Here is a 24,674-nt window from a genome sequence, read left to right on the forward strand (position 1 = left end):
GGTAACTCTACACGCGATTCTACATTATTTCAGTTATCTTGTTGTTTTTTAAGGACGTTTTGTTTTAATTTGAATCACGAGAATATGGCGCTTAAAGTGACGAAACCCGTCTATTCTTCGATGTCCAAACAGATAAGAGCACAGTATGAACTTTACACAAAACACAATTAAGTGATATTAATCAATAAGTTTGTCGACGTGAAGCATTCACAATAAGATAATTTTCTTTCAATTCAAGTCTTTTTCCTATCTACATGTCCATTGCATTTGAAGTAGCAGCAAACATTCCCCTGTTCAAAGATTTTGACGAACCGTTGCTCAAGAAAGTGGCACAGCTGATGACCAGCCGTAGCTTTTTGAGCCACGACATTGTGATGCGCAAAGGAGAAACCGCTGACAGTCTGGGCTTTTTATTAAGCGGTAAGTTACAAGTAGTCGATCTTAGCGAAGAGGGTAGAGAAATTGGCATTCACTTCATTTTGCCTGGAGCTTACTTTGGCGAATTATCCGTCATTGATGGGCAGCCGCGTTCTGCGTCGGTGATCTCAGTCAAACTTTCCGAGGTCGCTTTTTTGCCCAGTAATCACGCCCGGGAATTAATTTTTCATCACCCGCTGATTGCTAAAAGACTCATGACGCATTTTGCACAAATTGTGCGCGCAGCGTCGAATCAACGCACACTTTTGAGTATTCCAAATGCGTTTCAACGTGTCTATGCACAGCTGCATACCTTTGTCAGAGATTCAAAAGATGGGCAGATCATCGAAGGCTTACCAAAGCAACATGAAATCGCGATTATGGTGAACACCAGTCGTGAAACTGTATCGCGCGCCATTCACACTTTGATGAAATTAAATATTGTCGAAAAGCAGGGCACGATCCTGATCGTAAAAAAACCAGAACAACTTAAACATGCCGCCACTGTCGGTGTCGACGAAGCTAGCGTTCCTAAAAAATAATCTCGCCTGCCTACTTTTACGCCTTACGTAGTTTCTTGCGCCACTGCAGCACGGGCTGCTCTATCAGTTTTTGCGTGAGATACGACAATGCTATGGAACTAGCGATATATAATCCCCAAGCTCCTGTTGACTGCGGCACTCCGATGAAGCTCCATTGCAGCAGAAAATGATTAAGAAATATGCCATACGATAAATCGCCACAGCGATTATCCCAATGGCGCTGAGGCAAACGACCTAAGAAATATAAGGCCGGGACGCCGATTGCGGCCCCAAGTAAAGTCTCACGGTTATATGGAAGCTGCAGGTGTCCGCTATACCCTAACACCGCGACGCCACTCAATACTGTAGCGAGGGCAATAACAATGAGCGTTTTGCGCTGTACCGCTTGCTCACGATAGTCATACAAAAAAGATCCGAGCATAAAAAAGACCAACACGCCTGGCAATAAACGATAGCCATAATAATCGGTATGAATCATCCCCCATGCGGCCGTAGCGAATACCAGCAAACTGCCGACCACAACCAGCCAACGCGTCCGCCACAACAAAATCAGCGGCATCAATAAGTAAAACTGAATCTCTGCCCCGAGCGACCAAGCCGGTGGAATCAAAGTAAATTGATCACTGTGGTTGAACATGAAGTAGTTCAAAGGGACGACCAAAAAATTCGCTAACAATTCCATCCCGTCCGGATTATGTTGTAGGAACGCGGTGTACTGGTGCGCCCCGTAGAACCATAACAGTGTCAATAGGGCGAGAGCAAAATATTGCGGCAACAAACGCAAACCGCGGTCCGTGTAAAACGCGCCGATATCGTGCCACCCAGCATAATGCCGGCGCAGCAAACCTGTCATCACATAGCCAGAAATCAGATAAAAACAAACCACGGCAAAGACCCCGGGGTTGAGTCCGGCGATCCGAAAACCGGCATGACTCAAGGCGACCAAAATCGCCAACATCAATCGAAAACTTCCTAACATGATGTATCGTCTTTCTGCGGTAATTGATTCGCAATCCCATCTATTATGTTCAACAAGCGCCTAGATAGTGCAGGCCAACGTCGTTCTTGCATCCACAATTCGGCACGGGCCTTTTTTTCATGCATGCTTGGTGACGCTACAGAATGTGATGACGCGATTGCGTGCAATGACGCTATCATTTGCGCCAAACCGTGTGCCAGTTCGACCGGCGTCGTACCTGGCAACTTGGTCACCGCATCTTCCACGTCTTCAAAGATCGTCAAAGGCGTGACCGCAACTGGCCGCCCGCTGGCTAGGCCAACACGTACCGCGGCACTCGATGATTCTTGGGTCTGCTGGTAAGGGAAAACGATGACATCCGCCTGCGCCAATAAACTCTGTGTTTCGGTATCCGATAAGAAATCCGTCAGCAGACTTACTTTGCTCTGCAAGCCTAAATGCTCAATTAATTCTAGACAGCTATTTTTTAATTCAGTCGATATTGGTACTGGATATAAGGCATTCACTAACATTAAATGAAGATTTTCACGTTCATGATCAAGCAAAGAAAACGCTTCTATCAGTTCAGGGATCCCTTTGTGCGGCAACAAAAATCCATACGAGGCAATCACGGTTCTTGTGACATCGCGTTCCGACATCTGCGTTGTCATTACGGGCGCAGATGATTGTGCAATACCATGCGGGAAATAGGTCACATTGTCGACCAACTGCCAATTTTTTAGACGATTCATGTCGTCAATGCCGTGTACAAAAATTCTATCTACCAGCCTTAACTGCGCGGCAATACTGCGCAAAGTTTTGGCTTGGCCAGGCAATAAGACATCCGCAGTCGAATGGAAGAAGAGATGCACTTGCCTGCCAGCTGCTTTAAGTCTCTCTATCGTCGCGGCCAAAGTCTCTAGGCTAAAAAAACTGAAATTATATTGAATTACGACCGCATCAAATTTTTGCGCTTCGACAATTTCGAGCGCGTAATCGAGGTGCTCGCTTTCGCTCGCAATCCAGCAACGAATCACGTGTGATTGATCAACTTCCATACGCTCAGCAATGTGATTTGCCAAAACCGTAAATCGACCCAGTGGGAATGCCTGGGTCAGATAATCCGAATAATTGGCGATACCACAACGTGCATTCCACGTACTGATCCAAGCGATTTTTGGTTCACGTCGTAAAGTGGTCTGCTGAGTTAATGCACCAACTGCCGCTTGTACATTCTGCGCGGCTTTAGCCCAACTCACATCGCGCATCACACGTTGACGTGCGGCCTTGGTTTTGGCATTTTTTTGCACATCGTCCATCGTATGAATATGCTTTAACAACTGTGTCAGGTGTCGCTGGTCTGGCTCAGCCCATAAAGTGTGGGTCAATTGCATGTGGGTCTGTGCTTTTTGAAAACTATAATCGCAACACCAGGCTGTCGTATCATCGCAAAAATCCGTTTGCCCACCCCACGCGGTCGTAATCACCGGCAACTCAAATAACATCGCCTCGGCCATCGGCAAACCTAAACCTTCACCGCGACTTGGCGCAACGAAGGCATTGGCAAATTGGTACAGCGCGACGATTTTTGCGTCGTCCCAATCTTCATTCACCAGCACGACATGCGGAAAATCTGCATCGACTCGTTGTAGTTCCTGCAGTTGCGCGGCAACTGTATTGTGAATATTTGTAAAAGTTTTGATGATCAGGCTGACCTCATCCTGAATCCGAAACGCGTCACCATATGCCCGCAACAATACGTCCACGCCTTTGCGCGGAAAACAAGAAGAAATATGCAAGAAACGGAATGCCTTGCATGATGTAGTCAGAGCCGCTGGCAATTCGCCCGGCAGAGTCCGCAATAAGTGATCAACGCCAGCGCCCGTCACTGCGATAGGTACCCGCACGCCGTTGTCACGCAAGATTTTTTCGACGGTTTTCGACAACACCGAGATCAAATCAAGGCGTCGATTAAATTCTTCTACATACGCGCCTGGAAAACCTGTTTCTTCCCAACCGTAAGAATGAATCGCACGCACTGTCGCCGGCATATCATCAAGATGTGGGGGATAACAAAATCGCAGAGCGACGGCGGGCGGCAGGTGTGCCGTGAGTGACGCCTGATAGAGACGTCGACACACCGCGTCCGCTTGTAAAAATTCAGGCGCTGGCACAAAATCGCCATGTCCCTCATGCGAACGCAAACGTAAGGGGATGTGCAACTGATCAAATGCTTTTGCCAATTCACGATTCACAATTGCCAGACTATAGCTGGAATCAAATGGCCCTTCAATTTGCCAGTCATTGGACTGATCTAATTCGCTGGTTGTGGATGTCGAGCTTCTCTCGTCTGCGTGAGCTGAGAGTGTCAACTTACCTGCGCTCAAGGGCGGCGCGATAACCGAGAGTTCAATCTGTATTGACTGCAAATAGTCGTGCAGCTGAGAGCGCGCAGACTTGCCTGAAACACGCTGCAGATGACTAAGTTGGCGTTCAATAATCTGGCGCCGCAAGCCTGGCTCCTGCGACAAAGTCCAGACTGCCTGAGCAAAATCCCACGGGTTACTACCGGCTGGCAGCACTAATCCACCGGAGCCCGTTGCATTGGTCATATCACGGCTCGCTCGCAACACCATCGGTAACCTATGACGTATCGCAAGAAGCAACTGAGTATCAAATTCTTCATGCGCGTTCAAGCTCGCAAACACATCAGCGCAACGGTACAACCCAAGCAATTTTTCATCGCTCAGCTTGCCAATGAAGAGCACCTCGTCTTGCAAGCCACGTTCTGCAATAATTTGGTCTAACAATGCCCGGTAGGCTTCGTTCTTCGCGGCACCCGCTAGTATCAGACGAACAGGTGTTGGTGAATTATGTTTTAAGTGCCAAATTAAATCTAGCAGTTCAAGTTGCTGTTGGTCTTCGCAAATATCGCCGACAAACAGCACATTATAAGCATTCCGTAATTGCGTGAAATCCGCTACATCTGGTTGCACATTCAGCCATTTTTCAACATCAAACTGCAAAGGAATTGTCGCCACATTCGTAAAATGACATGACCGAAGTTCTTGCGCATGCCGTGCTGACATGCCGATCGCACCGAGAAAATGCGATCCCCAATGACTCAGTTGTTCGCGCTCGACGATACCTGCTTCGCCTGACAAACATGGTGACGCGCTTAGGCTGTGATACACCATCACTTTAGGAAACGGCAATTCAATTAGACGTTGCCAGTGATTGTCTGCTGAGTATCTCGAACAATGGTGGACGAGTAACAGAACATTTTCTTGCGCCGGCAACTGCGCGATATCGAACACTTCGCCCTGTAGATCAACTGGAACCGTGTCGGCATAAATGTGAGAAATAAAACCTAAATCACGTAATAGCCGTCGAATATAAAACATGCTATTCGTAAGCTCGTGATCTGCTTCCAACGCCAAATAGTATTGGTGAATTTGTTTGAGCGACATCGTCGACGAAGTATTTGAAATAATATCTGTCATAGAAAGTGTCGAACTATTTGCGCGCGATCACAGCGTAATCTTGTTCGCTGAAAAGAAACTTATTCAAAGTCTGAGCAAGTTGGCTATCGCCCGTCATCTGGGCACGTTCTGGAAAAGGGTGAAGGCGCTTAATTTCGACCTGACGGAAGCCACGCTGGCGCGCAATAAACTGCGCTACATCTGGCACTATAGGTTTCAGATGCGTAGGATCGTAATGAAAATTACAGGCGCCAATAATCAGATTTTCAGGATTGGGCGTCTCGAAAATCAGTAGACCACCATCACTTAGTGCGGCATAGGCAGCGTCAAACAGAGCGATCAATTTTTCAAAGGGCAGATGTTCAATAATATGAAATCCACTGACGCCTGACAGGCTGGACTTTTGTTGTTGCCGCAAAAATTCTATGCCATCCGCGACTTTCGCCGCGTATCCATTGCGCAAACAGGCTTCCACCATACTGGCGTTCGAATCGATTCCTAACGCGGGAATTTCGCTTTCGCTCAATAGTTCCAACCATTCACCACGACCGCATCCGATATCCACAAATAATTTTCTGTGCTCCGGAGCTTGCGCCGTTATGTCACTCAAATACGGCAAATAAACTTCTTGACGTCGTTTAATGTCGGCATGCGAGCCACGAAACAGTTCTTCAAACTCCACATAAAAATCGGCTAGGTCTGGTGCAGTTGACGATGCCTCTGAGGCAATTTCGTGTTCGGAAGGATTTGCTTTTGTCTGCGCAAGATCGGAAGACCCGCGCGCATTCTTTTCCAAAACTTCCAAGCGCTTTAACAATTCCGTGTAATCGGGTTGGTTGTGCGGGCGGTCACGCTGAGCAAGGCTAATCAAGTGCGTCATTTGTTTAAATTTACGCGCAATTTCTAATTGTTCAAGCTGCATTAATCGGTTACCGATATCAAAATTTTCTAATTTCCGCAGGCGTGATGCACTTTGTATTTCTTGCAGTTTTTCTAGGTCTTGCCATAGATGATTTATGTAAGGCTCTAACAAACTAATTCGATGATTTAAGCTTTGTATCTGCGCATGCAACAGAATATTTTGTTGACGCAACACATCAATTGCGACGGTATGTCGGTAACGCGTCAATGGCAAACGCAACAAGGCATTTAACCAGCCAAATCCATAACCCAAAACCGGCAAGGAGCGCAGCCGGTTTTTTAAAGGCAAACTCGCGTCAAACACTGCCGCCACTCTGGCTTTAAAATAAGGAATAATGCCACGTGGCCATACCTTTCCTGGCAGCTCTTGCGGCAATGCCTGCTGCAAGTTTTCAGGACTAGAAGGAAAAGGCGGTTTCTGTGCAAAAATATTCGCGTCGATCTGGCTTGAGCCGCTCCGCTGATCAAGGGGTCGGTTGTGCGCGGCACCCGCATTTGATTGTATGCGTTGGCGAATCAAGACATCTTCTGCCTCAAGTTGCTGCTGTGTTTTCATAATATCATTACTCTTCGCCATGACCGTCGGCATCATTCAACATAAATTAGTGCTGCGCTGAAAAAATAGTTCAGTATAAATGATCAGGTCGCCTCTCCGCTTTATTGATTTAATATTTCTACAATATTCAGACAAAGTTCGACAAAGACTGACCGGATCTACATGTACAATAAGCGACTTTATTATTTGCCTTATTTCATCAGTTTTTAGCCTGTTCGCACAGCTAGTCCGACCTAAAGCGCAGCAGGCGCCAGCAAAAAAATTCATCACATCAGTAAATATCAATAAGATTCAAATCTGAAGGAAGAGCATGTTACTTCAACCGGTAATTTTGTCGGGCGGTTCCGGCACTCGCTTGTGGCCTCTGTCACGCGAAAAACATCCAAAGCAATTACTTTCGCTTTTTAACAATGAAACGATGTTACAAGCGACCGCGCAACGCGTCAGGAAATTTCAGGGTGAAATTGAAGTCAGCCCCAAACTGATCGTTGTCTGCAACGAAGAATATCGGTTTATCACAGCCGAACAATTACGTGAAATTGATTACCAAAATTGTGCCTTGATTTTGGAACCTTTCGGAAGAAATACTGCTCCTGCTGTGACCCTCGCTGCATTGAACGCCTGCGCTGAAGATCAAGACAGCGTGCTGTTGATCATGCCCGCTGATCATGTGATCGCGGATGAAGAAAAATTTCATGCAGTAGTAGCCAATGGTTTGCCACAAGCACTACAAGGTGCAATGGTGACCTTTGGTATCGTACCAACCCGGCCTGAAACTGGTTACGGCTACATAGAAATTGGTGAATCGATTAACGGTGGCGCACCGGTCGCATTGAAAAATTTCGTCGAAAAACCGTCGCATGAAGTCGCACAACAATATGTGGCAAGTGGTGATTATGTCTGGAATAGCGGCATCTTTATGATGCGTGCAAGCGTCTGGCTCAAAGCGATTCAACATTTTAATTTGGCTATGTATCAGGCCTGCGAAAAATCCATCCGGGAAGCCAAAGTGGATTGTGATTTTGTACGAATCGACAAAACTGCTTTTGCTGAATGCCCCTCAGATTCTATCGATTACGCGGTGATGGAAAAACTCGCCAACACACCAGAGCTCGGCATCCGCGGCTGCGTTGTGCCGTTCGATGCTGGCTGGTCTGACGTTGGTGCTTGGGATGCAGTCTGGCAAGTATCAGACAAAGATGCGCAAGGTAATTCGGCACGCGGCGATGTCATCATGGAAGACTCCAAAGATTGTCTGGTGATTTCTGATAGCCGACTAGTGGCATGTTTAGGATTGGAAGATGTGATCGTGGTCGAAACACCCGATGCAGTCTTAGTCACGAACAAACAAAATACCTGCAATATCAAGCGCATCATTACTCGCTTGAAAGATAATAATTATCTGCAGACCGATAATCATCGAAAAGTTTATCGTCCGTGGGGTCATTATGATTCCGTCGATAGCGGTGAACACTTTCAAGTAAAACGTATTGTCGTTAAGCCTGGTGGCAGCTTGTCGATGCAGCTGCATCATTATCGCGCAGAGCATTGGATTGTGGTTTCCGGTACGGCACGTGTCACCCGTGGTGATGACATCTTGCACTTGAACGCAAACCAATCTACGTATATCCCACTCGGCGTTAAACACAGATTAGAAAATATCGGCACGATCGATCTGGAAGTGGTCGAAGTACAATCGGGCACTTATCTTGGTGAAGATGACATCGTTCGTTTTGGCGATATTTATGGACGTGTTGAATAAGGTTTGGCCGGTTTGTTTCATCCTGACACTCATCACATTTCTAGAATTGCGAGCAGTTAATTGAAAGCGCTATTAGCTTCTATCTGGGCGTTCCGGCATTTTATGCTCTCGTCCATCAAGGCCGAATTTCGTGGTCGCTTTGCACGTAGCAAATTAGGCGCGCTGTGGATGATTTTAAACCCACTCGCGCAGGCGACGATATTTGCGATCGTATTATCAGAAGTACTGGCGGCCAAACTGCCCCACGTCGATAGTAAATCCGCTTATGCCGTGTATCTGATGGCAGGCACTGCAGCGTGGGGATTATTCGCGGAAATCGTCACACGTTGCAGTACAGTGTTTATTGATTATGCCAATACCTTAAAGAAAATTGCCTTCCCGCGCATCTGCTTACCATTGATTGTCGGTGGTAGTGCATTACTCAATCACTGTCTGTTACTGTTAGCGATTCTATTCGTGTTCCTGTGTCTGGGACACCCCCCGAATCTGGCATGGCTGACGCTCCCCGTCGGTATGCTCTTAATCGTCTTATTCGCATTTGGACTTGGCATATTGCTGGGTTTATTGAATGTCTTCTCACGCGACGTCGGTCAAGTCATGACCATCGTCATGCAATTATGGTTTTGGTTAACGCCGGTGGTTTATACAGCAGACAGTTTGCCCAAACGATTCAGTTTTATTTTAGGAATTAATCCCATGTCTAGCCTGGTAAAAATTTATCAGGACGCTTTGCTATATGGAAGATTTCCCGCCTGGGAAAATCTACTGACGCCCTTTGCGATTGGTGCAGGATTATTTCTCTTCGCGTTTTGGATTTTCCGTCGCGCTAGTGCTGATTTGGTGGATGCATTATGAGTCAGACAAATCACAGCGTATTGAACATTGACGGCGTAGGTAAATGCTATGCCAAATACCATGGAAATTTTTCGCGCCTGCTCAACTGGATGGGTTTGAACGTTCAACCTGCCTATGAATATTGGGCGAACAAGGACATCAGTTTCCAAGTACAAGCTGGCCAGGCGATTGCCATCATCGGCCAGAATGGCGCTGGCAAAAGTACCTTACTGAAAATGATTACTGGCACAGTACGCCCGACCCAAGGCAGCATTACGGTGAATGGACGTATCAGCGCCATGCTGGAATTAGGATTAGGATTTAATCCCGAATTTACTGGCCGTCAAAACGCGTACATGGCGGGTGGATTGATGGGACTGAGCAATCAGGAACTCAATCGATTAATGCCGGAAATCGAAGCCTTTGCCGAGATCGGCGATTTTTTCGACCAAGCTTTGCGTGTGTATTCTAGCGGTATGCAGGCGCGTTTGGCGTTTGCGGTGGCTACTGCAGTGCGTCCAGATATTCTGATTGTCGATGAGATCTTGTCGGTGGGCGATAGCTATTTTCAACATAAAAGTTTTGATCGCATCCGTCAATTTAAAGCACAAGGCACGTCCATTATTTTAGTAACGCACGGCATGGGCGATGTGCGCTCACTGTGCGACCACGTTGTTTTAATCGACCAGGGACGCATGCTCAAACAGGGCGCGCCAGATGAGGTTGTCGATTTTTATAATGCTCTCATTGCACAAAAAGAAAATGCCAAGCTCGCGATTGAACAAAATCGTGATGCACAAGGATGGTTGAAAACACGCTCTGGTTCTGGCACAGCCGTCGTCAAACGCTTGCAGTTGAAGGATCAAAAAACTGGCGCCGAAGTGGCCGCTGCGCAAGTTGGTCAAGCAGTTGAATTAGTCTGCGAAGTCGACGTACTGGGCGCCATTCCTGAGTTAGTCTTAGGGATAATGTTACGCGACAAGCAAGGCAGCGTTATTTGGGGAAGCAATACTTGGCATACAGGTCAATTGCAAACGAATCTGCAAGCGGGTGACGGCTTGCGTTTTGTTCTGCCGTTTGAATGCAATCTTGGTGCAGGTTCTTACTCAGTCACAACCGCGCTGACTCGTGGCGAATCACACTTGGATCAAAACTTTGAATGGTCAGACAATTTATTGGTGTTTGATGTCATCAACGTCGACAAAGACATCTTTATTGGCAGTCATTGGTTTGACACCAAATTCATTGTGAATGTACAGAAAAAATCGGAACCAAGTTAGCCATTAGCCATCGTTTCTATGACTGATTTCGGTTCGCGAATTTACTTTCACTTCTTCAGTACTTGTTGATAAAGCGTCTGATAATTGCGTGCCATACGCTCAGCTGTAAAACACTCTGCATAACGCTGCGCCGCTTGCTTACCCATTTGCTGCGCTCGCTCTGGGTTCGCCAGCAAGTATTGCATCGCTTGTCGAAACGCGAGTGGATCGCTGGCAGGGACGACTAGTCCTGTTTTTTCGTGCACATTTACATACGAAGTACCCGTACCGATTTCGCAAGAAATCATTGGTTTTCCATACATAGCCGCTTCTAACAAAGTAATTCCAAATGCCTCAGAGCGAAGGTGCGACGGAAATGCCAACCCATAGCAGAGCTGCATCAAAGCGACTTTATCTTCTTCTGGCAAAGCACCAAGGAAATGCACATTCTGCAAACCCAGACTCTGCGCTTGCCGCTTCAACTCTGCTTCCACCGGACCGTCGCCCAAAATCACCACAGGGATCTGCGTACCAGCGACTGCATCGAGTAAAACATGCAAGCCTTTGTAATAGCGCAGCATGCCGACAAACAGGAAAAACGGTGCAGGAAAACGTGCTCGCCATTCACCTAGCAATTGATTCGATGGCGTAGGATAAATCGCTGCATCTAGGCCATAAGTAATCACTTCTGTTTTTGCCCGATAGCGCGCCAAGGTTGCGCTGGTCGCCAAGTAATTAGGGGAAGTGGCAACTATTTTGTCGACACTATTTAAGAACCGGTTTTGCAGTGGCTGATACAACTTAAACAAATACTTTTGACGCACAATATCGGAGTGATAAGTGACGACGCTGGGCTTCTTGATCTGGCAGGCAAAATGGGCCATATCCATAAAAGGCCAAGGGAAGTGGTAGTGGACAATATCAGCCGTCTTGGCCAGTTGTTTCAGTCGGGAAAATGCCGACCATGAAAATCCGGTTGAAGCAATTTCGATGTTCAAAGGAACACGATGCACTGTGTGTCCTTCAAACTCTAATTCCATGTTTTGTTTTTCACGTGTCAGGGTTAACACTTCAGCTTGAATACCCAAACGTGCAGAACCCGTCACCATCTGCCGTATGACTTGCTCTACACCACCAAAACTATCGGGATAGTAGGTGCGATAAAAATGAAGTATTTTCATTCTTGACTATTTCTATGACAACTCTCAGCAAAGATCGAGGAAAAATCAGTATCAATGCTGAGAAACGGTTTGATAAGCCGCTACTGTATTATTCACACAAGCATCCCAGCTCAATTCTTTAGCACGCTGTAATCCGCGTGAGATCGCTTGCAAACGCCATACTTCATCCTCTAATCCACGCATCAAGGCGGTACGAATATCGTCATGATCTGCCGGATCTACCAACATGGCGGCACCGGCAGCAACCTCGGGCATCGAGGATGTGTTCGCTGTCAACACGGGGACACCACTCGCCATCGCTTCGGCAATCGGCAAACCAAATCCTTCATACCAGGAAGGATAGGTAAACAAGCGACAGCCAGCATATAAATACGGCAGTGCAGATTGCTCGATGAAGCCAAGGTATTTCAACCATCCTTCTGCTTCGCCTTGCAGCATATCGGCATGAATGGCTTCACTTTCCCAGCCCCGTCCACCTGCCAACACTAAAGGCCAGCGCTGTTTCACCGCTGGGGGTAATGCGCGATAGGCAGCGATCAAATTTTGTAAGTTTTTGCGAGGCTCTATCGTCGATACAAACAATGAATATCCGTTTGCTTGTAATCCAAACTTGTCCAATACAGGTTGCAATTCCTGAACGGAGCGTGGGAAATAGATCTGATCCACGCCCAACAGAACCGTCTTAACCCGCTGTTCGGATAAATTAAATTGCGCGATCAATTCGCGCCGTATCGCGTCTGAATCAGTCAAAATTAAATTGGCACGCTGGATTGACTCAGGAATCGTTGCCAACATGCGATCAACCCGTGCCTTCGGATGCCATTGCGGATAACGATAAATCGATAAATCATGAATCGTTAGAACCGTTGGCAGATGCGTGGGCGGGACGAAATAATTGGGGCCGTGAAAAATACCCTCTTTGACTTTCTTTAATTGTCCAGCGACCAAACCTGGCATCAATTTGCCATACAGGCGCGAGACCAGCGGAATCTGTCCGAAATTGCGGCGCAATTGCGTAGGAATATTTTCCAAACGTTGCCGCATTCTGCCTTTGTAATTAAGGACAACGGCGGAAGTGTGCGCCAATGATTGATTCTGTTCTGTACTTGTACTGGAACTGCCAACTGGCTCAATTTCAGGTAAGTTTGCCCAACGCCCATCAGACATAAAACGCATGGACTCAACTGCAGGGTGGGCGGGGGCGCGGGTGGCCAATTCCCAAGCATAACGTCCAATTCCTGCGAGTGGTGCGTGAATCGCCTCTATTGAGAGGATGATCTTCAAGCCGCGGCCTCGATCACCACAGGTCGTAATTGAACTGAGGGGAAATTCACAGGCGTATGCACCAAGGCTTGTTCGTACAACATCCATTGCAAAGTCTGTCGCAATTCAATCGTCGGCAATTCACCGATACAACTACGTAGTTTATCGGGATTACCAACAAGAATCCGCACTTCATTCGTCCGCACAAATGCGGGGTTCACCTGGACTTGAATAGAATAACCGGCAAGTTCTTCTACCAATTGAATGACTTCGCGTAAGGTGTAAGCTTTACCTGTGCAAATATTAAAAGTCTGCCCAGCTGGTGCTTTCAATAGTAATTCGCAATAGGCCTTCGCGACATTGCGCACGTCAGAAAAATCGCGGGCAACATCCAGATTACCTAATTCAATCTGCGTCGCTTTACGTTTGAAATGGCTGATAATTTTGGGCAATAGGAAATTGTCTGCTTGACCAATGCCCGTATAGTTGAATGGGCGCGTAATAAAAATCGGCAGCTTATCCATCCACAAGCGGGCAACATGCTCCATCGCCAACTTACTTACTGCATAATCGTTTGCAGGGTGAGCCGCTTCGGTCTCTGCGATCACACCGGCAGTTGAATTCCCATAGATATTTGCACTACTGGCGACCAACACCGAACGTGGTGGTGTCGGCAAATTACTCAAAGCAGCCAATAAATTGCGGGTGCCGACGACATTGATACGGTATATATCTTCAACATTGCCATGCCCTACAAACGAAATCGCCGCCAAGTGAGCAACAATATCGGGTTGCACCTGGTTGACGACCTCTTGCATAGCCACAGGATCGCAAAGATCAACGTAATAAACACCCTGACCCAAGGCTTCATTTCCGTAGGCGGTGCCGAAAATATCATATCCACATGCACGCAATTCACGCGCCAGATACTCACCGGTAAAACCGCGTAAGCCCGTAATCAGCGCGCGTGGTCGCGCATGTTTAGAATGAGTGTCCATGCGTATTTCTCTGTATATCTGCTGCCACCATCATCTGGCACAGTTGTTCTAGAGTGGTTTTTGGTTCCCAACCCAATACATCTTTTGCTTTTTGCGGATTACCAATCAACAGTTCCACTTCAGCGGGGCGATAAAACTTAGGATTAACTTTCACAAGTATTTTCTTCGTCACGGAACAGCGTGCGATTTCATTTTCTGCACTGCCTTCCCATTCCAATTGAATTTCCGCCGCCTTAAACGCCATTGTCACGAAATCCCGCACGGTTTCAGTGCGATTAGTCGCCAACACAAAAGTATCTGGCTCATCGGCTTGTAGCATGCGCCACATACCTTCTACGTATTCTTTCGCGAAGCCCCAGTCACGCTTAGCATCCATATTGCCCAGCTCCAGACAATCAAGCTTACCCAGTTTGATTTTAGCGACTGAATCAGTAATTTTGCGTGTGACAAACTCTCGTCCGCGCAAAGGAGATTCGTGGTTGAATAAGATACCACTGCAGGCAAAAATGCCATAAGACTCACGATAATTGATAGTCATCCAATGGGCATACAACTTGGCAACGCCATACGGACTGCGTGGATAAAACGGCGTACTTTCTACCTGTGGCACAGCTTGAACCTTACCGAACATTTCGGAAGTGGACGCCTGATAAAAACGAATCTTAGGATTAACGACGCGAATTGCTTCCAATAAATTGAGTGCACCCAAACCTGTGATTTCCGTCGTCGTCACAGGCTGTTCAAACGAAACACCAACAAAACTCTGTGCAGCTAGGTTATAAACCTCGCTTACACCAGTTGACTGTATCAAACGTACACTGGAAGACAAGTCAGTCAAATCGTATTCCACCAAATGCAGTTGCGGATGATTTTGGATTCCTAATTCTTCGATACGCCAAAAGTTCACGGAACTGGTACGGCGATATGTGCCATAGACGATATACCCCTTCTCCAACAGAAGTTGGGCCAAATAGGCGCCGTCTTGTCCAGTAATACCAGTGACTAATGCTTTCTTGTTCATGCAAAACCTTTCGCCTGAGCGAATATTAATTTTTAACTAATTTTAGCGCTATAACGAATATTTCCACGTTGCGCCTACTTATTCTGTGATGGACATCACATTTTCGCAGTATACCTTCACTTAGTATGTCCAATAGTAATTTTTTGTCATTTATTTGTAAGCAAATGCTGTCAACAATTCAAATTATACTAATTTTATTTATATTAAATTGCGCCGTACTTTTGTCGATACGCACCTACAGCCTCTTTGTACTGGGATAAAGAGGCATCGGCGGTCGCACTCGACAAGCATTCAAACAAATCATTCAAGTTAGCGATAGCGATTACTGGGATGCCATACAGGCGACTAACTTCCTGCACGGCTGAGTGCGGGGACAAATCATCGTCTTTGCCAGCACGTTCCATACGATCAAGTGCAATCAAGACAGCTGCAGGCATCGCGCCCGCTGCACGAATCAATTCGACGGATTCTCGCACCGATGTACCTGCAGAAATCACGTCGTCGACAATCACAATTTTACCCTGCAACTTTGCGCCAACAATGGTGCCGCCCTCGCCATGATCTTTCGCTTCTTTACGATTGTAAGCAAACGGTACATTGCGGCCTTTCGCGGCTAATGCGACTGCAGTTGCTGAAGCGAGAGTGATGCCTTTGTAGGCAGGCCCAAACAACATATCGAACTCAACACCAGAATCGAGCAAAGTCTGTGCATAGTAGTTGGCGATTTTGCCGAGATTGGCACCATCATTGAACAAGCCAGCATTAAAGAAATACGGTGATGTTCTGCCCGCTTTGGTGATGAACTCACCGAAACGAATAACTTGTGCATCAACGGCGAATTGAATAAATTCTTGTTTCAGATTTGTACTCATTTTTTAACTTTCAAAATTCAAAGACTTCAATACTATGCGACGGTCGTACTAAGTAGATACTGACATCGCTCAGCGCCAAATTTCCGCTATATTTTTTAAGAATTCAGAGCCATCGACATCCATACCGGCCGGGTCTACAATTCTTACAGCACGATGCACAATTCCAAGCCATGATAGATGCAAAAGCAGATCATCTGAGACACCCAAATCATCACCCGCGCGGATCATTGAAAGTACCTTGTCTTGCGTTGTCAGATCGATGGGTTCGAGATCGAATTGCGCGCCAATATAAGAATGGATGCCAAGGATGCGCTCAAAGCTTCTCGCTGCCAATCGTGTACAACCATCCGCAAACACCATCGGCACAACTTGGATATGAACCGGCACAACATTCAATAATGCGCGCAAGCAGTTTTGCAAAATTTCATCGTCAAGCTCATCGTCAACCCTTGGATAGAAATTACCACAATTGATAAGTAATCTTGGGCGATGATGCGACACTCGATTTCTTTGCATGCACGTCGCTGCCCGCATCAAATCTTGTTGGGTAAACGGATCATCAAGCTGGGCTAACTTAGTGATTGTTTGACGTAATTGAACGGACTCACTTGTCCGATAAAAGCCTTCAATCGCGGTGCGGTATTCTTCAGCAATTTGATTTGGCGCATGTTTGGCCGCAATATATTCACGTGCTTTTGTACCATATTCAACACGTTCGGTGGCTTGTGCTCTGAGTCTTTCTATATGCACACGTAATTGCACCGCATCTGGTTGCTCTTCCAATTTGATCAAAGGCTCATCCGGTAACTCGGCCATAGAACCATTTTTATTAATGATCGTGGGAAGCCCATAAGCCAGACAATCAAGTACGGTACCGGAGGTTTCCCCGCGTGATAGACCACGTAATTGGACAGCCATATCCGCTGCTTGCAGATAGGTTCTGAACAGATCAACATCCGCAAAACCCGTAATTTTGATACGATCAGCAGCGGCAGATTTTTGTATCGTTTCTAGCAATTCAACGCCATACTCGCCACCATCATTTCTGCCAACAAACACGAGATGACAGTGGGCATCGGATGCGCAAACTGAATCAAGCCACGCTTGTAACAAGATATGATTTAACTTGGTCGGGCCTAGAATGCCAAACGAACAAATCAAGAAATCTTCTTCTTGCAATCCCAGATTTTTGCGCGCTTGTTGGCGGTCAATTTTTTGTGGCAAAACGCGAAGATGCTGAATCAAATGCCACGCATCCGCAGCGTGGGCGCCATACCATTTCTGTGCGAGTGTTTTTGAATACCCGGAATGAACAATAATGCCGTGCGCGCGATCGAGAACCAATTGATTGCAGGGATATTCCCAAATAATTTGATTCAAATCGTCGGTGCGCATTTTATTATTCACCGCTGAATATCCATGGGCTTGGAACAGCGCGGTATCCCAAATGCCCCTCCTCTTACCAGTCAGATCCAAATGAGAAATTAGGCCGCTGTGATAAAAGTCATGAAGAACGACGATGCCAGGAAATTGTTCCATCGCATCGAGCATGTATTCATGGAACATGGAGTTCCCGAAGTTATACAAAATGCGATCAAATCTCTTCGCGTGCTGCTCGAACCAATTCAAGTCGCGTATCGGGAAATTGGCCGCAATCCAATGATCAGCAATCTGAGTCTGATCTGCGATGATGTCAATATCGTAGTGCGCCGCCAACTCCGGTAACAATTCAGCGCTATAGTCTGCAATGCCTGACTGTGCTGGTGGTACCGGTGAAAAATAGGCTAACTTAGGTCGGTATTGTGCGACGCTTGCAACCGAATTTAATGTATCGCTTTTTCGACTCTCAACCAACGCCGTTAAAGCTATCAAAGCACGACGTGCCGAAGCATCCCATGAGAATTTCTTAGCTTGCTCAACGCCATGCATCACTAATCTTTGACGCATTTTTTGATCAAGTAACACTTCTTCCATCTTCGCCGTCATCTTCGCGATATCGCGCGGATCAAACAGCGCTTCATCGCACCCGACTACCTCTGGCAAACTACTGGTATTAGCCGCAATCACGGGCGCACCGCAGGCCATTGCCTCTAATGCGGGCAGTCCAAAACCTTCATGCCAAGATGGAAAAACGAATAACTCGCAGGCGTGATAAAGCTTGGGAAGGTCATCGTCCGGGACAAAGCCCGTCATCACCAATTCATCGTCTTCCAGGCCGAAAGTCTTGGCTAATTTTTGCAAACGAATGCGGTCATTTTCATGCACACTGCACACGATTGCCAACTGCAGCTGAGCGCGAATGTCTGACGACAAATTCGCGTAGGCTTCAATCAAACCTTCGATATTCTTACGTAAATCTATCCCGCCGGTGTACATCACAAAACGATGGGTCAAACCATAGCGCAGCTTCAATTCCTGCAATGCAGAGGCGGGCCATTCTGCAACGTAAAATCGTTCATCCACGGCGGAAGAAATATTCACCACACGGGACTCGGGCAAGTACAAATAATCCAAACCTTCTTGTCGGGAGGATTCAGAAATTGCTAATAATAAGTCCGCGCGTTTTAATGCCTGCACTTTACGATAATACCAGGCACGAACTTGCTCATTTTCAAGATAAGGGCGCGCATTAATGAGTGGAATCAAATCGTATAGCGTGATCGCGACCGGTGCCGCTTGCTTGTCCGTACTGGCAACGCTGGTCACCGCGTCATCGCTCAAGCCTTCAAACAGGCTACTGATATGAACGATATCGGGTGCAAGTTCGCGAATTGCCTGCTCACGGATAAATTCATTAGCGCGCAGTCGCCAACTATTCTGTGCCTCTAATTCAGACGAAGGCGTCAATCCATGCCACAGATGAATATTTTCGATCGGTAGAAGTTCGGCGAATATTTCACGGATTTCTTGTACTGCCACTGGAAACGCGGCATTGAGCAATAAGTGAATATCATGCTCAGCGCCTTGCCTGACCATGGCTTTTGCCAAGGCCATGGAGTATCGACCGATACCTCGTGTTTTACTTCCGGACGACTGGCATGCCTGAAGATCAATTAGCAAACGCATTTCAAACCTGTTCCTGAATCGCGGCTTGCAATTCTCGGTAAATCAACGATGAAGCCGCCGATATAGCGGGCAATTGACTTTCTGCATGCAATTCAACGGTAGGTGGCAAAGGCGTCTGTTGCACCGCCGGCATTCCTTTTCGAAACAAACGCTGCGCCCAAGACTTTGCCCAAGGGACATACGTCAAAGCACTTTTTAAGAATGCCACCAGTGACGGCCTGCGCAGAACAAACGCGACGAATGCACGCAACCAGACTTTGGGCGACAGTGGACGCAAAATATAGCGTTTCACAAAAGCTGAAAAGTAGCGAAGCGGGGCTGTAATACGCCAAGAGATACTTCCGTACACAGCTTCCAATTCGGCACGTAATTGCTTTTCGTTCATATTTCGACAAGATTTGAAGAAGTGCGCTAGTATAAACCATCCATGCTGATTTTCTTTGGCTTGATCCGTATGACTTTGTCTGAAAGTATCTGCTATTCTCCCTCTATAATTCTGGCATTTAGACAATTACGGACATTTCCCCTACAAATCATGACAAAAATCATCTCCGCCAATCTGAATGGCATACGTTCCGCCGCAAAAAAGGGTTTTTTCGACTGGATGAAGCTAGAAATGCCGGATTTCCTGTGCGTGCAGGAATTGAAAGCGCAAGCTGATGATATGACGGAAGACTTCTTGCAACCACATGGCTACCATGGCCATTTCCACTATGCCGAAAAGAAAGGCTATTCGGGAGCTGGCGTGTATAGCAAGCAGAAACCAGATGCCGTCCACATTGGCTTCGGTAGCGCAGAATTTGATGCCGAAGGACGCTATGTCCGCTGCGATTTTGGCGACTTGTCGGTGATTTCGGTGTACTGCCCGTCCGGCTCGTCATCCCCCGAACGGCAAGAAGCGAAATTTCGTTTTATGCAAGAATTTGCACCCCATTTAAAAGACTTAATCAATGCCGGCAGAGAGTTGGTGATTTGCGGCGATTGGAATATTGCACACAAAGAGATTGATTTAAAAAATTGGAAGAGCAACCAGAAAAATTCCGGCTTTTTACCAGAAGAACGCGCATGGATGACGCATTTATTTGAAGAAATGGGGTGGGTCGATGTCTATCGCCGCCTGCATCCGGAGACTACCGGTGAAGCTTACACTTGGTGGAGTAATCGCGGTCAGGCCTGGGCGAATAATGTGGGGTGGCGCATTGATTACCACGTCGCGACACCAGGTATCGCGGCCAAAGCAAAATCGGCTGCGATTTATAAAGAGCAACGCTTTAGCGATCATTCGCCTTTGATTATTACTTACTGAATATTGTGCATGATCGGATAATTTGCTGCACGCGATAAGAAAAAAGCTTGATGGAGGAATTCTCTATCAAGCTTTTTTCATGTTCGCATTGCGTCTGCTTATCTCACCTCAGGAACGCCCTTCACATTGCTGCGGTACGGCGGCAAGGTCGACAAATCTACCTCTTTCGCTTTCGCGTACAAAGGCATCACTTCCGGGAAATGCTTGCGGATTTCGTTAATCCTGTCTGTACCAGCAGGATGCGTCGATAGCCACTTTGGTGGTGCTTTCTTATTCACGATGCCCATTTTCTGCCAGAGGGCGATGCCGGCGCGTGGGTCATAGCCAGCACGGGCGGCGATATCGAGGCCGACTATATCTGCCTCCGTTTCATCATCGCGCGAAAATTTCAACATCGCCAAATTCGCACCAGCACCACCGATACCAGCGACAGCCTGACCGTTATAGCCTTTGTATTCAGCAAACAGCGCTGCACCTTTGACCAAAATATTGGTGGCGAGAGACTTACCAGCACGCTCAGCGCCATGCTCGCGCAAGGCGTGCGCGATTTCATGCCCCATCACGATCGCGACTTCATCGTCAGTCAGTTTTAAAGTATCGAGTATGCCCGTATAAAAAGCGATCTTACCGCCAGGCATACAGTAAGCATTGATCTGCGTCGAGCCTAACAAATTCACTTCCCATTTCCATTCTGCGGCGCGGTCATTCCATGGCAGTGCAAAAGGGATCAGTTTTTTTGCGATGGCACGCAAGCGAATGACCTGTGGGTGATTGTCCGGTGCCAAAGCGCGCTTTTGCTCTGCGTCCTTCATCGTCTGCATGTACTGCGTGGCAGCTTGCTGATCTAAATTTCCGCCGAGGTTACCGAGCTTGCGCATCATCGACATTTTGCCGACTTTGACACCGTCTTGCGGTTCATGCTCTTGTGCTGAAGCCAAGGCTGGAATCCAACAGGCCGAACTAATGGCAAAGGCTAATAACGATTTTTTCATCATGAGGGAATCTCCATTTCTATCGCAGAGATGGTAACAGAAGAGGTTCGTTTTAACTTAAGCGCCAAGGCAAACGAATGTTAATTATGCATAGCTACAACGATGATCAGTTTGACAATGTTTTCTGATCACCATTCCAAGGTGCGACTTTAAATAACAACAACATGCCAGGAATCGCCAAGGCAAAGCAAATCAGGAAGAAATTAAACCATCCGGTACTTGCCACAATATAACCAATCAACGCAGTCGTAAAGGTACGTGGCACCGCTGCCAAGCTAGTGAAGAGGGCGAACTGCGTTGCCGTATAGCGGGGGTCGGTGGTGCGCGCAATATAGGCAACAAAAGCGGCCGTGCCCAAGCCAACACCAAAGGCTTCCGATGCCAGCACAATGCCCAGCATCAAGGGATCTGGTCCCATCTGCGCCAGAATAGCGAAACCTAAAATACTCAAGGCTTGTGGTACGCCAAAGATCCAGAGAGCACGATTAATGCCTAATTTGATCATCCAGACACCACCGACCACACCGCCAGCGATACTGCCCCAGAACAAAGTCAGCTTAGCAATCGTACCGATTTGTGTAAGTTGAAATCCCAAGTCGAGGAAAAACTTGGTCGCCAGCGTTGCCGCCATCGTATCGCCAAGACGATACAAAAAGATGAAAGCCAAAATCCAAAAGGCGTTCAACCAACCCGAGCGCGTGACAAACTCACGAAAAGGCAGCACAACCGCATCTTCCAAAGTTTTTGGCGGTTCGCCATAGGTCTTAGGTTCTTGCACCAGCAATGTACAAAACAGACCGGGTAGCATGAAGGTTGCAGTGATCCAGAATACCCACGTCCAAGAAATTAAATCCGCCAAAATCAGTGACAAAGCACCCGGCACAAGACCGGCGACTTTATACGCATTCACTTTAACTGCCGCACCTAAACCCTGCTCATTATCGTCAAGAATTTCACGACTAAATGCATCGATCACAATATCCTGACTTGCCGAGAAAAATGCAACCGCAATTGCCAGCGGGATCACCCATGCAAACTGGGAGATGGGATCAAGCATGCCCATAGCGCCGACACACAAGAACAAGGCGACTTGGGTAAATGCCATCCAACCACGGCGTCGCCCAAGTGAGCCGAAACTAAATCGATCCATCAAAGGCGACCAGATAAATTTCCATGGATAGGGAAACATCACCAAGGTGAACAAACCCAATTTCTTGATATCGATACCGGACTTCGCCAGCCACGCTTGGACTAGATTGATCAGAATGAACAACGGCAGGCCTGAACTGAAACCGAGAAAGACCAAAATCAACATACGTTTATTGAAATAGGTCTGCCACTTATTCACGGCGAGTGCCGTCTGTTTCTGTTCGGGCTTCTGATCTTGATCGCTCATATCTTAAATTCTCTTCTTGAGGCGGAAAACCGCAAGACTACCACGCAAATTAGGCAGCCAGTGTATCTGTTTTCCCTCATGCAACGCGACGCATTCCATCACTTGTAAACCAACGTCATCCGCTAAGTCAGCAAAATCATAAATCGTCGCGCACCGCACGTTAGGGGTGTCGTACCATTCAAACGGCAGTGACTTTGACACCGGCATTTTTCCTTGCAATAAAGCAGTGCGATGCGGCCAGTAACCGAAGTTAGGGAAAGATACGATGGCCTCATTACCGACACGGGCGATGTCACGCAAGAGCGGCTCTACATGCTTCATCATTTGCAACGAGGATAAGCATAAGACCGTATCGAACGCATGTTCGCCAAACATGCTCAGGCCATTTTCCATATCTTGTTGGATGACATTGATACCGCGCTTTGCGCATTCCAATACTTTGTCATCGGCAATCTCGATACCATAGCCACTACATTGTTTATCGGTGCGCAGATAGTCAAGCATGACGCCATCGCCGCAACCAACATCCAGTACGTGTGATTCAGGCTTAATCCAATCTGCAATAAAAGCGAGATCGGGACGATGCCGTTTTAATTCTTGAACGTTCATGCGAACTCCTGCGCGATGCGATTGTAATAGGCCGCGACAAAATTGAGATACCGGGAATCCTCCAAGAGGAAGGCATCGTGTCCGTGCGGGGCGTCGATTTCAGCGTAGCTGACGGTGCGTTTGTTATCGACCAGGGCTTTGACGATTTCGCGGCTACGCTCTGGTGAGAAACGCCAGTCAGTCGTAAACGAAGCGAGTAAGAATTGTGCTTTCGTACCGGCCAAGGCTTTACTTAAGTCGCCGCCATGCTCACGCGCCGGATCAAAATAATCGAGCGCCTTGGTAATCAGCAAATAAGTATTCGCATCGAAGTAATCTGAGAACTTATCGCCTTGATAGCGCAGATAGGATTCGATTTCAAATTCCACACCATAGCCAAATTGGTAGTCCGCGGTTTTCAGTTCACGCCCGAATTTTTCTGCCATATCGTCATTCGAAAGATAGGTGATGTGACCGATCATGCGCGCCACGCGCAGACCATTTCTAGGCACAACTTTGTGTGCATAAAAATCCCCCCCGTGAAAATCAGGATCAGTCAAAATCGCCTGCCGCGCCACATCATTGAACGCAATATTTTGCGTTGAGAGTTTAGGTGTGGATGCAATCACCACACAATGACGCAATCGTTCAGGGAATAAAATGCTCCACGCCAAGGCTTGCATGCCACCGAGCGAGCCGCCCATCACTGCAGCAAATTGGGTGATGCCCATTTCATCAGCCACCCGCGCCTGAGCACGTACCCAATCTTCCACCGTAACGACCGGAAAATCTGCACCGTACTGCTTACCGGTAGCAGGATTGATATGCATAGGGCCGGTCGAACCGAAACAAGAACCCAAGTTATTAATACCGATGACAAAGAATTTGTTCGTGTCTAGCGGCTTACCTGGGCCGACCATGTTATCCCACCAGCCAATGTTTTTTGGTTGATCAGCATAATAACCGGCGACATGATGCGAGGCATTTAAGGCATGACAGACAAGTACGGCGTTCGACTTATCGGCGTTCAAGGTGCCGTAAGTTTCGACCATTAAGGTGTAGTCGACGATACTGGCACCGCTTTGCAAAAGTAAAGGATCACTGAAGCGATACGCTTGTGGCGTGACGATTCCAACGGATGACATAGATTTTCCCTTGAGACTATGGAGGTCTCATTTTTAAAAAAACAAATTTAAAAAGGGGCTAAAAGAGGGGCTGAATGAGGAGAGAGGTACTGCGGCATTCAAGCTCGCTTTAGCC

19 protein-coding genes are annotated in these 24,674 nt (G+C 47.2%); 5 read left to right on the plus strand and 14 right to left on the minus strand.

Translation table 11 applies throughout. The features are described from left to right. Window positions 1-254 precede the first annotated feature (254 nt). Window positions 255-959: a Crp/Fnr family transcriptional regulator gene (locus ACO0KW_RS10075; protein WP_423052945.1), complete on the plus strand. Its 705-nt coding sequence runs from the start codon at window positions 255-257 to the stop codon at window positions 957-959. Window positions 960-975: 16 nt separating this feature from the next. Here the strand turns inward: ACO0KW_RS10075 and ACO0KW_RS10080 are convergent, their stop codons facing one another. From ACO0KW_RS10080 to ACO0KW_RS10090, 3 genes are read right to left on the minus strand one after another with little or no spacing between them, the layout of a single operon-like run. Then, on the minus strand, window positions 976-1,938 hold the full coding sequence (locus ACO0KW_RS10080; protein ID WP_423052946.1) for an acyltransferase family protein: 963 nt from the start codon (window positions 1,936-1,938) through the stop codon (window positions 976-978). Then, entirely contained in the window at window positions 1,932-5,420 is a 3,489-nt protein-coding gene (locus tag ACO0KW_RS10085) for a glycosyltransferase (RefSeq protein WP_423052947.1), read from the minus strand. Before ACO0KW_RS10085 ends, ACO0KW_RS10080 begins: the two co-directional genes overlap by 7 nt. Before the next feature lie 13 nt (window positions 5,421-5,433). Continuing rightward, window positions 5,434-6,876, minus strand: coding sequence for a class I SAM-dependent methyltransferase (locus ACO0KW_RS10090; protein ID WP_423052948.1), 1,443 nt, complete (start codon window positions 6,874-6,876; stop codon window positions 5,434-5,436). A gap of 310 nt (window positions 6,877-7,186) precedes the next feature. Between ACO0KW_RS10090 and ACO0KW_RS10095 the strand changes: the two genes are divergently transcribed. The 3 genes from ACO0KW_RS10095 to ACO0KW_RS10105 are packed head-to-tail and all read left to right on the plus strand — an operon-like array spanning window position 7,187 to window position 10,752. After that, the gene (locus tag ACO0KW_RS10095; RefSeq protein WP_423052949.1) at window positions 7,187-8,638 is read left to right on the plus strand and encodes a mannose-1-phosphate guanylyltransferase/mannose-6-phosphate isomerase; all 1,452 of its coding nucleotides are present in this window, start codon (window positions 7,187-7,189) and stop codon (window positions 8,636-8,638) included. 60 nt (window positions 8,639-8,698) lie between these two features. After that, a complete protein-coding gene (locus ACO0KW_RS10100) occupies window positions 8,699-9,493 on the plus strand; it encodes an ABC transporter permease (protein ID WP_423052950.1) in 795 nt (264 codons plus the stop codon). Next, window positions 9,490-10,752 (plus strand): ABC transporter ATP-binding protein, encoded by a 1,263-nt coding sequence (locus tag ACO0KW_RS10105; protein WP_423052951.1) that lies wholly within the window; start codon window positions 9,490-9,492, stop codon window positions 10,750-10,752. Before ACO0KW_RS10100 ends, ACO0KW_RS10105 begins: the two co-directional genes overlap by 4 nt. Window positions 10,753-10,799: 47 nt before the next feature. Here the strand turns inward: ACO0KW_RS10105 and ACO0KW_RS10110 are convergent, their stop codons facing one another. From ACO0KW_RS10110 to ACO0KW_RS10140, 7 genes are all read right to left on the minus strand, one after another. After that, window positions 10,800-11,912, minus strand: a complete 1,113-nt coding sequence (locus ACO0KW_RS10110) for a glycosyltransferase family 4 protein (RefSeq protein ID WP_423052952.1) — start codon at window positions 11,910-11,912, stop codon at window positions 10,800-10,802. Between the two features lie 51 nt (window positions 11,913-11,963). Then, window positions 11,964-13,196 carry a glycosyltransferase family 4 protein gene (locus tag ACO0KW_RS10115; protein WP_423052953.1) on the minus strand — a complete coding sequence of 411 codons (1,233 nt, stop codon included), beginning with the start codon at window positions 13,194-13,196 and terminating at the stop codon, window positions 11,964-11,966. Further along, window positions 13,193-14,173: a GDP-mannose 4,6-dehydratase gene (locus ACO0KW_RS10120; protein WP_423052954.1), complete on the minus strand. Its 981-nt coding sequence runs from the start codon at window positions 14,171-14,173 to the stop codon at window positions 13,193-13,195. The genes ACO0KW_RS10115 and ACO0KW_RS10120 overlap by 4 nt, the downstream gene beginning before the upstream one ends. Further along, complete coding sequence (gene gmd, locus ACO0KW_RS10125; RefSeq protein WP_423052955.1) at window positions 14,157-15,194, minus strand: GDP-mannose 4,6-dehydratase; 1,038 nt, start codon at window positions 15,192-15,194, stop codon at window positions 14,157-14,159. The genes ACO0KW_RS10120 and gmd overlap by 17 nt, the downstream gene beginning before the upstream one ends. A gap of 203 nt (window positions 15,195-15,397) precedes the next feature. Beyond that, window positions 15,398-16,066: an orotate phosphoribosyltransferase gene (pyrE, locus tag ACO0KW_RS10130; RefSeq protein WP_423052956.1), complete on the minus strand. Its 669-nt coding sequence runs from the start codon at window positions 16,064-16,066 to the stop codon at window positions 15,398-15,400. 69 nt (window positions 16,067-16,135) lie between these two features. Next, the gene (locus ACO0KW_RS10135; protein WP_423052957.1) at window positions 16,136-19,132 is read right to left on the minus strand and encodes a glycosyltransferase; all 2,997 of its coding nucleotides are present in this window, start codon (window positions 19,130-19,132) and stop codon (window positions 16,136-16,138) included. 1 nt (window position 19,133) lies between these two features. Continuing rightward, a complete protein-coding gene (locus ACO0KW_RS10140; RefSeq protein ID WP_423052958.1) occupies window positions 19,134-19,517 on the minus strand; it encodes a hypothetical protein in 384 nt (127 codons plus the stop codon). Window positions 19,518-19,667: 150 nt separating this feature from the next. Here ACO0KW_RS10140 and ACO0KW_RS10145 point away from each other — a divergent pair, with 150 nt between their 5' ends. Continuing rightward, window positions 19,668-20,438: an exodeoxyribonuclease III gene (locus ACO0KW_RS10145; RefSeq protein WP_423052959.1), complete on the plus strand. Its 771-nt coding sequence runs from the start codon at window positions 19,668-19,670 to the stop codon at window positions 20,436-20,438. 98 nt (window positions 20,439-20,536) lie between these two features. Here ACO0KW_RS10145 and ACO0KW_RS10150 read toward each other — a convergent pair whose 3' ends face one another. The 4 genes from ACO0KW_RS10150 to metX all read right to left on the minus strand — a co-directional run bounded on the left by ACO0KW_RS10150 (window position 20,537) and on the right by metX (window position 24,559). Continuing rightward, the gene (locus ACO0KW_RS10150) at window positions 20,537-21,433 is read right to left on the minus strand and encodes a M48 family metallopeptidase (RefSeq protein ID WP_423052960.1); all 897 of its coding nucleotides are present in this window, start codon (window positions 21,431-21,433) and stop codon (window positions 20,537-20,539) included. Window positions 21,434-21,536: 103 nt separating this feature from the next. Then, window positions 21,537-22,826 carry an AmpG family muropeptide MFS transporter gene (locus ACO0KW_RS10155; RefSeq protein ID WP_423052961.1) on the minus strand — a complete coding sequence of 430 codons (1,290 nt, stop codon included), beginning with the start codon at window positions 22,824-22,826 and terminating at the stop codon, window positions 21,537-21,539. 3 nt (window positions 22,827-22,829) lie between these two features. Next, window positions 22,830-23,435, minus strand: a complete 606-nt coding sequence (gene metW, locus ACO0KW_RS10160; protein WP_423052962.1) for a methionine biosynthesis protein MetW — start codon at window positions 23,433-23,435, stop codon at window positions 22,830-22,832. Further along, on the minus strand, window positions 23,432-24,559 hold the full coding sequence (gene metX / locus ACO0KW_RS10165; RefSeq protein WP_423052963.1) for a homoserine O-succinyltransferase MetX: 1,128 nt from the start codon (window positions 24,557-24,559) through the stop codon (window positions 23,432-23,434). The genes metW and metX overlap by 4 nt, the downstream gene beginning before the upstream one ends. Window positions 24,560-24,674 lie beyond the last annotated feature (115 nt).

The sequence above is a fragment of the Undibacterium sp. Ji22W genome (assembly GCF_049340305.1).
Classification (GTDB): Bacteria; Pseudomonadota; Gammaproteobacteria; order Burkholderiales; family Burkholderiaceae_D; genus Undibacterium.

Coding starts and splice junctions, on each gene's coding strand:
- ACO0KW_RS10075 (WP_423052945.1), top strand. CDS start 255: ATGTCCATTGCATTTGAAGTAGCAGCAAACATTCCCCTGTTCAAAGAT.
- ACO0KW_RS10080 (WP_423052946.1), bottom strand. CDS start 1,938: ATGTTAGGAAGTTTTCGATTGATGTTGGCGATTTTGGTCGCCTTGAGT.
- ACO0KW_RS10085 (WP_423052947.1), bottom strand. CDS start 5,420: ATGACAGATATTATTTCAAATACTTCGTCGACGATGTCGCTCAAACAA.
- ACO0KW_RS10090 (WP_423052948.1), bottom strand. CDS start 6,876: ATGAAAACACAGCAGCAACTTGAGGCAGAAGATGTCTTGATTCGCCAA.
- ACO0KW_RS10095 (WP_423052949.1), top strand. CDS start 7,187: ATGTTACTTCAACCGGTAATTTTGTCGGGCGGTTCCGGCACTCGCTTG.
- ACO0KW_RS10105 (WP_423052951.1), top strand. CDS start 9,490: ATGAGTCAGACAAATCACAGCGTATTGAACATTGACGGCGTAGGTAAA.
- ACO0KW_RS10110 (WP_423052952.1), bottom strand. CDS start 11,912: ATGAAAATACTTCATTTTTATCGCACCTACTATCCCGATAGTTTTGGT.
- ACO0KW_RS10120 (WP_423052954.1), bottom strand. CDS start 14,173: ATGGACACTCATTCTAAACATGCGCGACCACGCGCGCTGATTACGGGC.
- gmd (WP_423052955.1), bottom strand. CDS start 15,194: ATGAACAAGAAAGCATTAGTCACTGGTATTACTGGACAAGACGGCGCC.
- pyrE (WP_423052956.1), bottom strand. CDS start 16,066: ATGAGTACAAATCTGAAACAAGAATTTATTCAATTCGCCGTTGATGCA.
- ACO0KW_RS10135 (WP_423052957.1), bottom strand. CDS start 19,132: ATGCGTTTGCTAATTGATCTTCAGGCATGCCAGTCGTCCGGAAGTAAA.
- ACO0KW_RS10140 (WP_423052958.1), bottom strand. CDS start 19,517: ATGAACGAAAAGCAATTACGTGCCGAATTGGAAGCTGTGTACGGAAGT.
- ACO0KW_RS10145 (WP_423052959.1), top strand. CDS start 19,668: ATGACAAAAATCATCTCCGCCAATCTGAATGGCATACGTTCCGCCGCA.
- ACO0KW_RS10150 (WP_423052960.1), bottom strand. CDS start 21,433: ATGATGAAAAAATCGTTATTAGCCTTTGCCATTAGTTCGGCCTGTTGG.
- ACO0KW_RS10155 (WP_423052961.1), bottom strand. CDS start 22,826: ATGAGCGATCAAGATCAGAAGCCCGAACAGAAACAGACGGCACTCGCC.
- metW (WP_423052962.1), bottom strand. CDS start 23,435: ATGAACGTTCAAGAATTAAAACGGCATCGTCCCGATCTCGCTTTTATT.
- metX (WP_423052963.1), bottom strand. CDS start 24,559: ATGTCATCCGTTGGAATCGTCACGCCACAAGCGTATCGCTTCAGTGAT.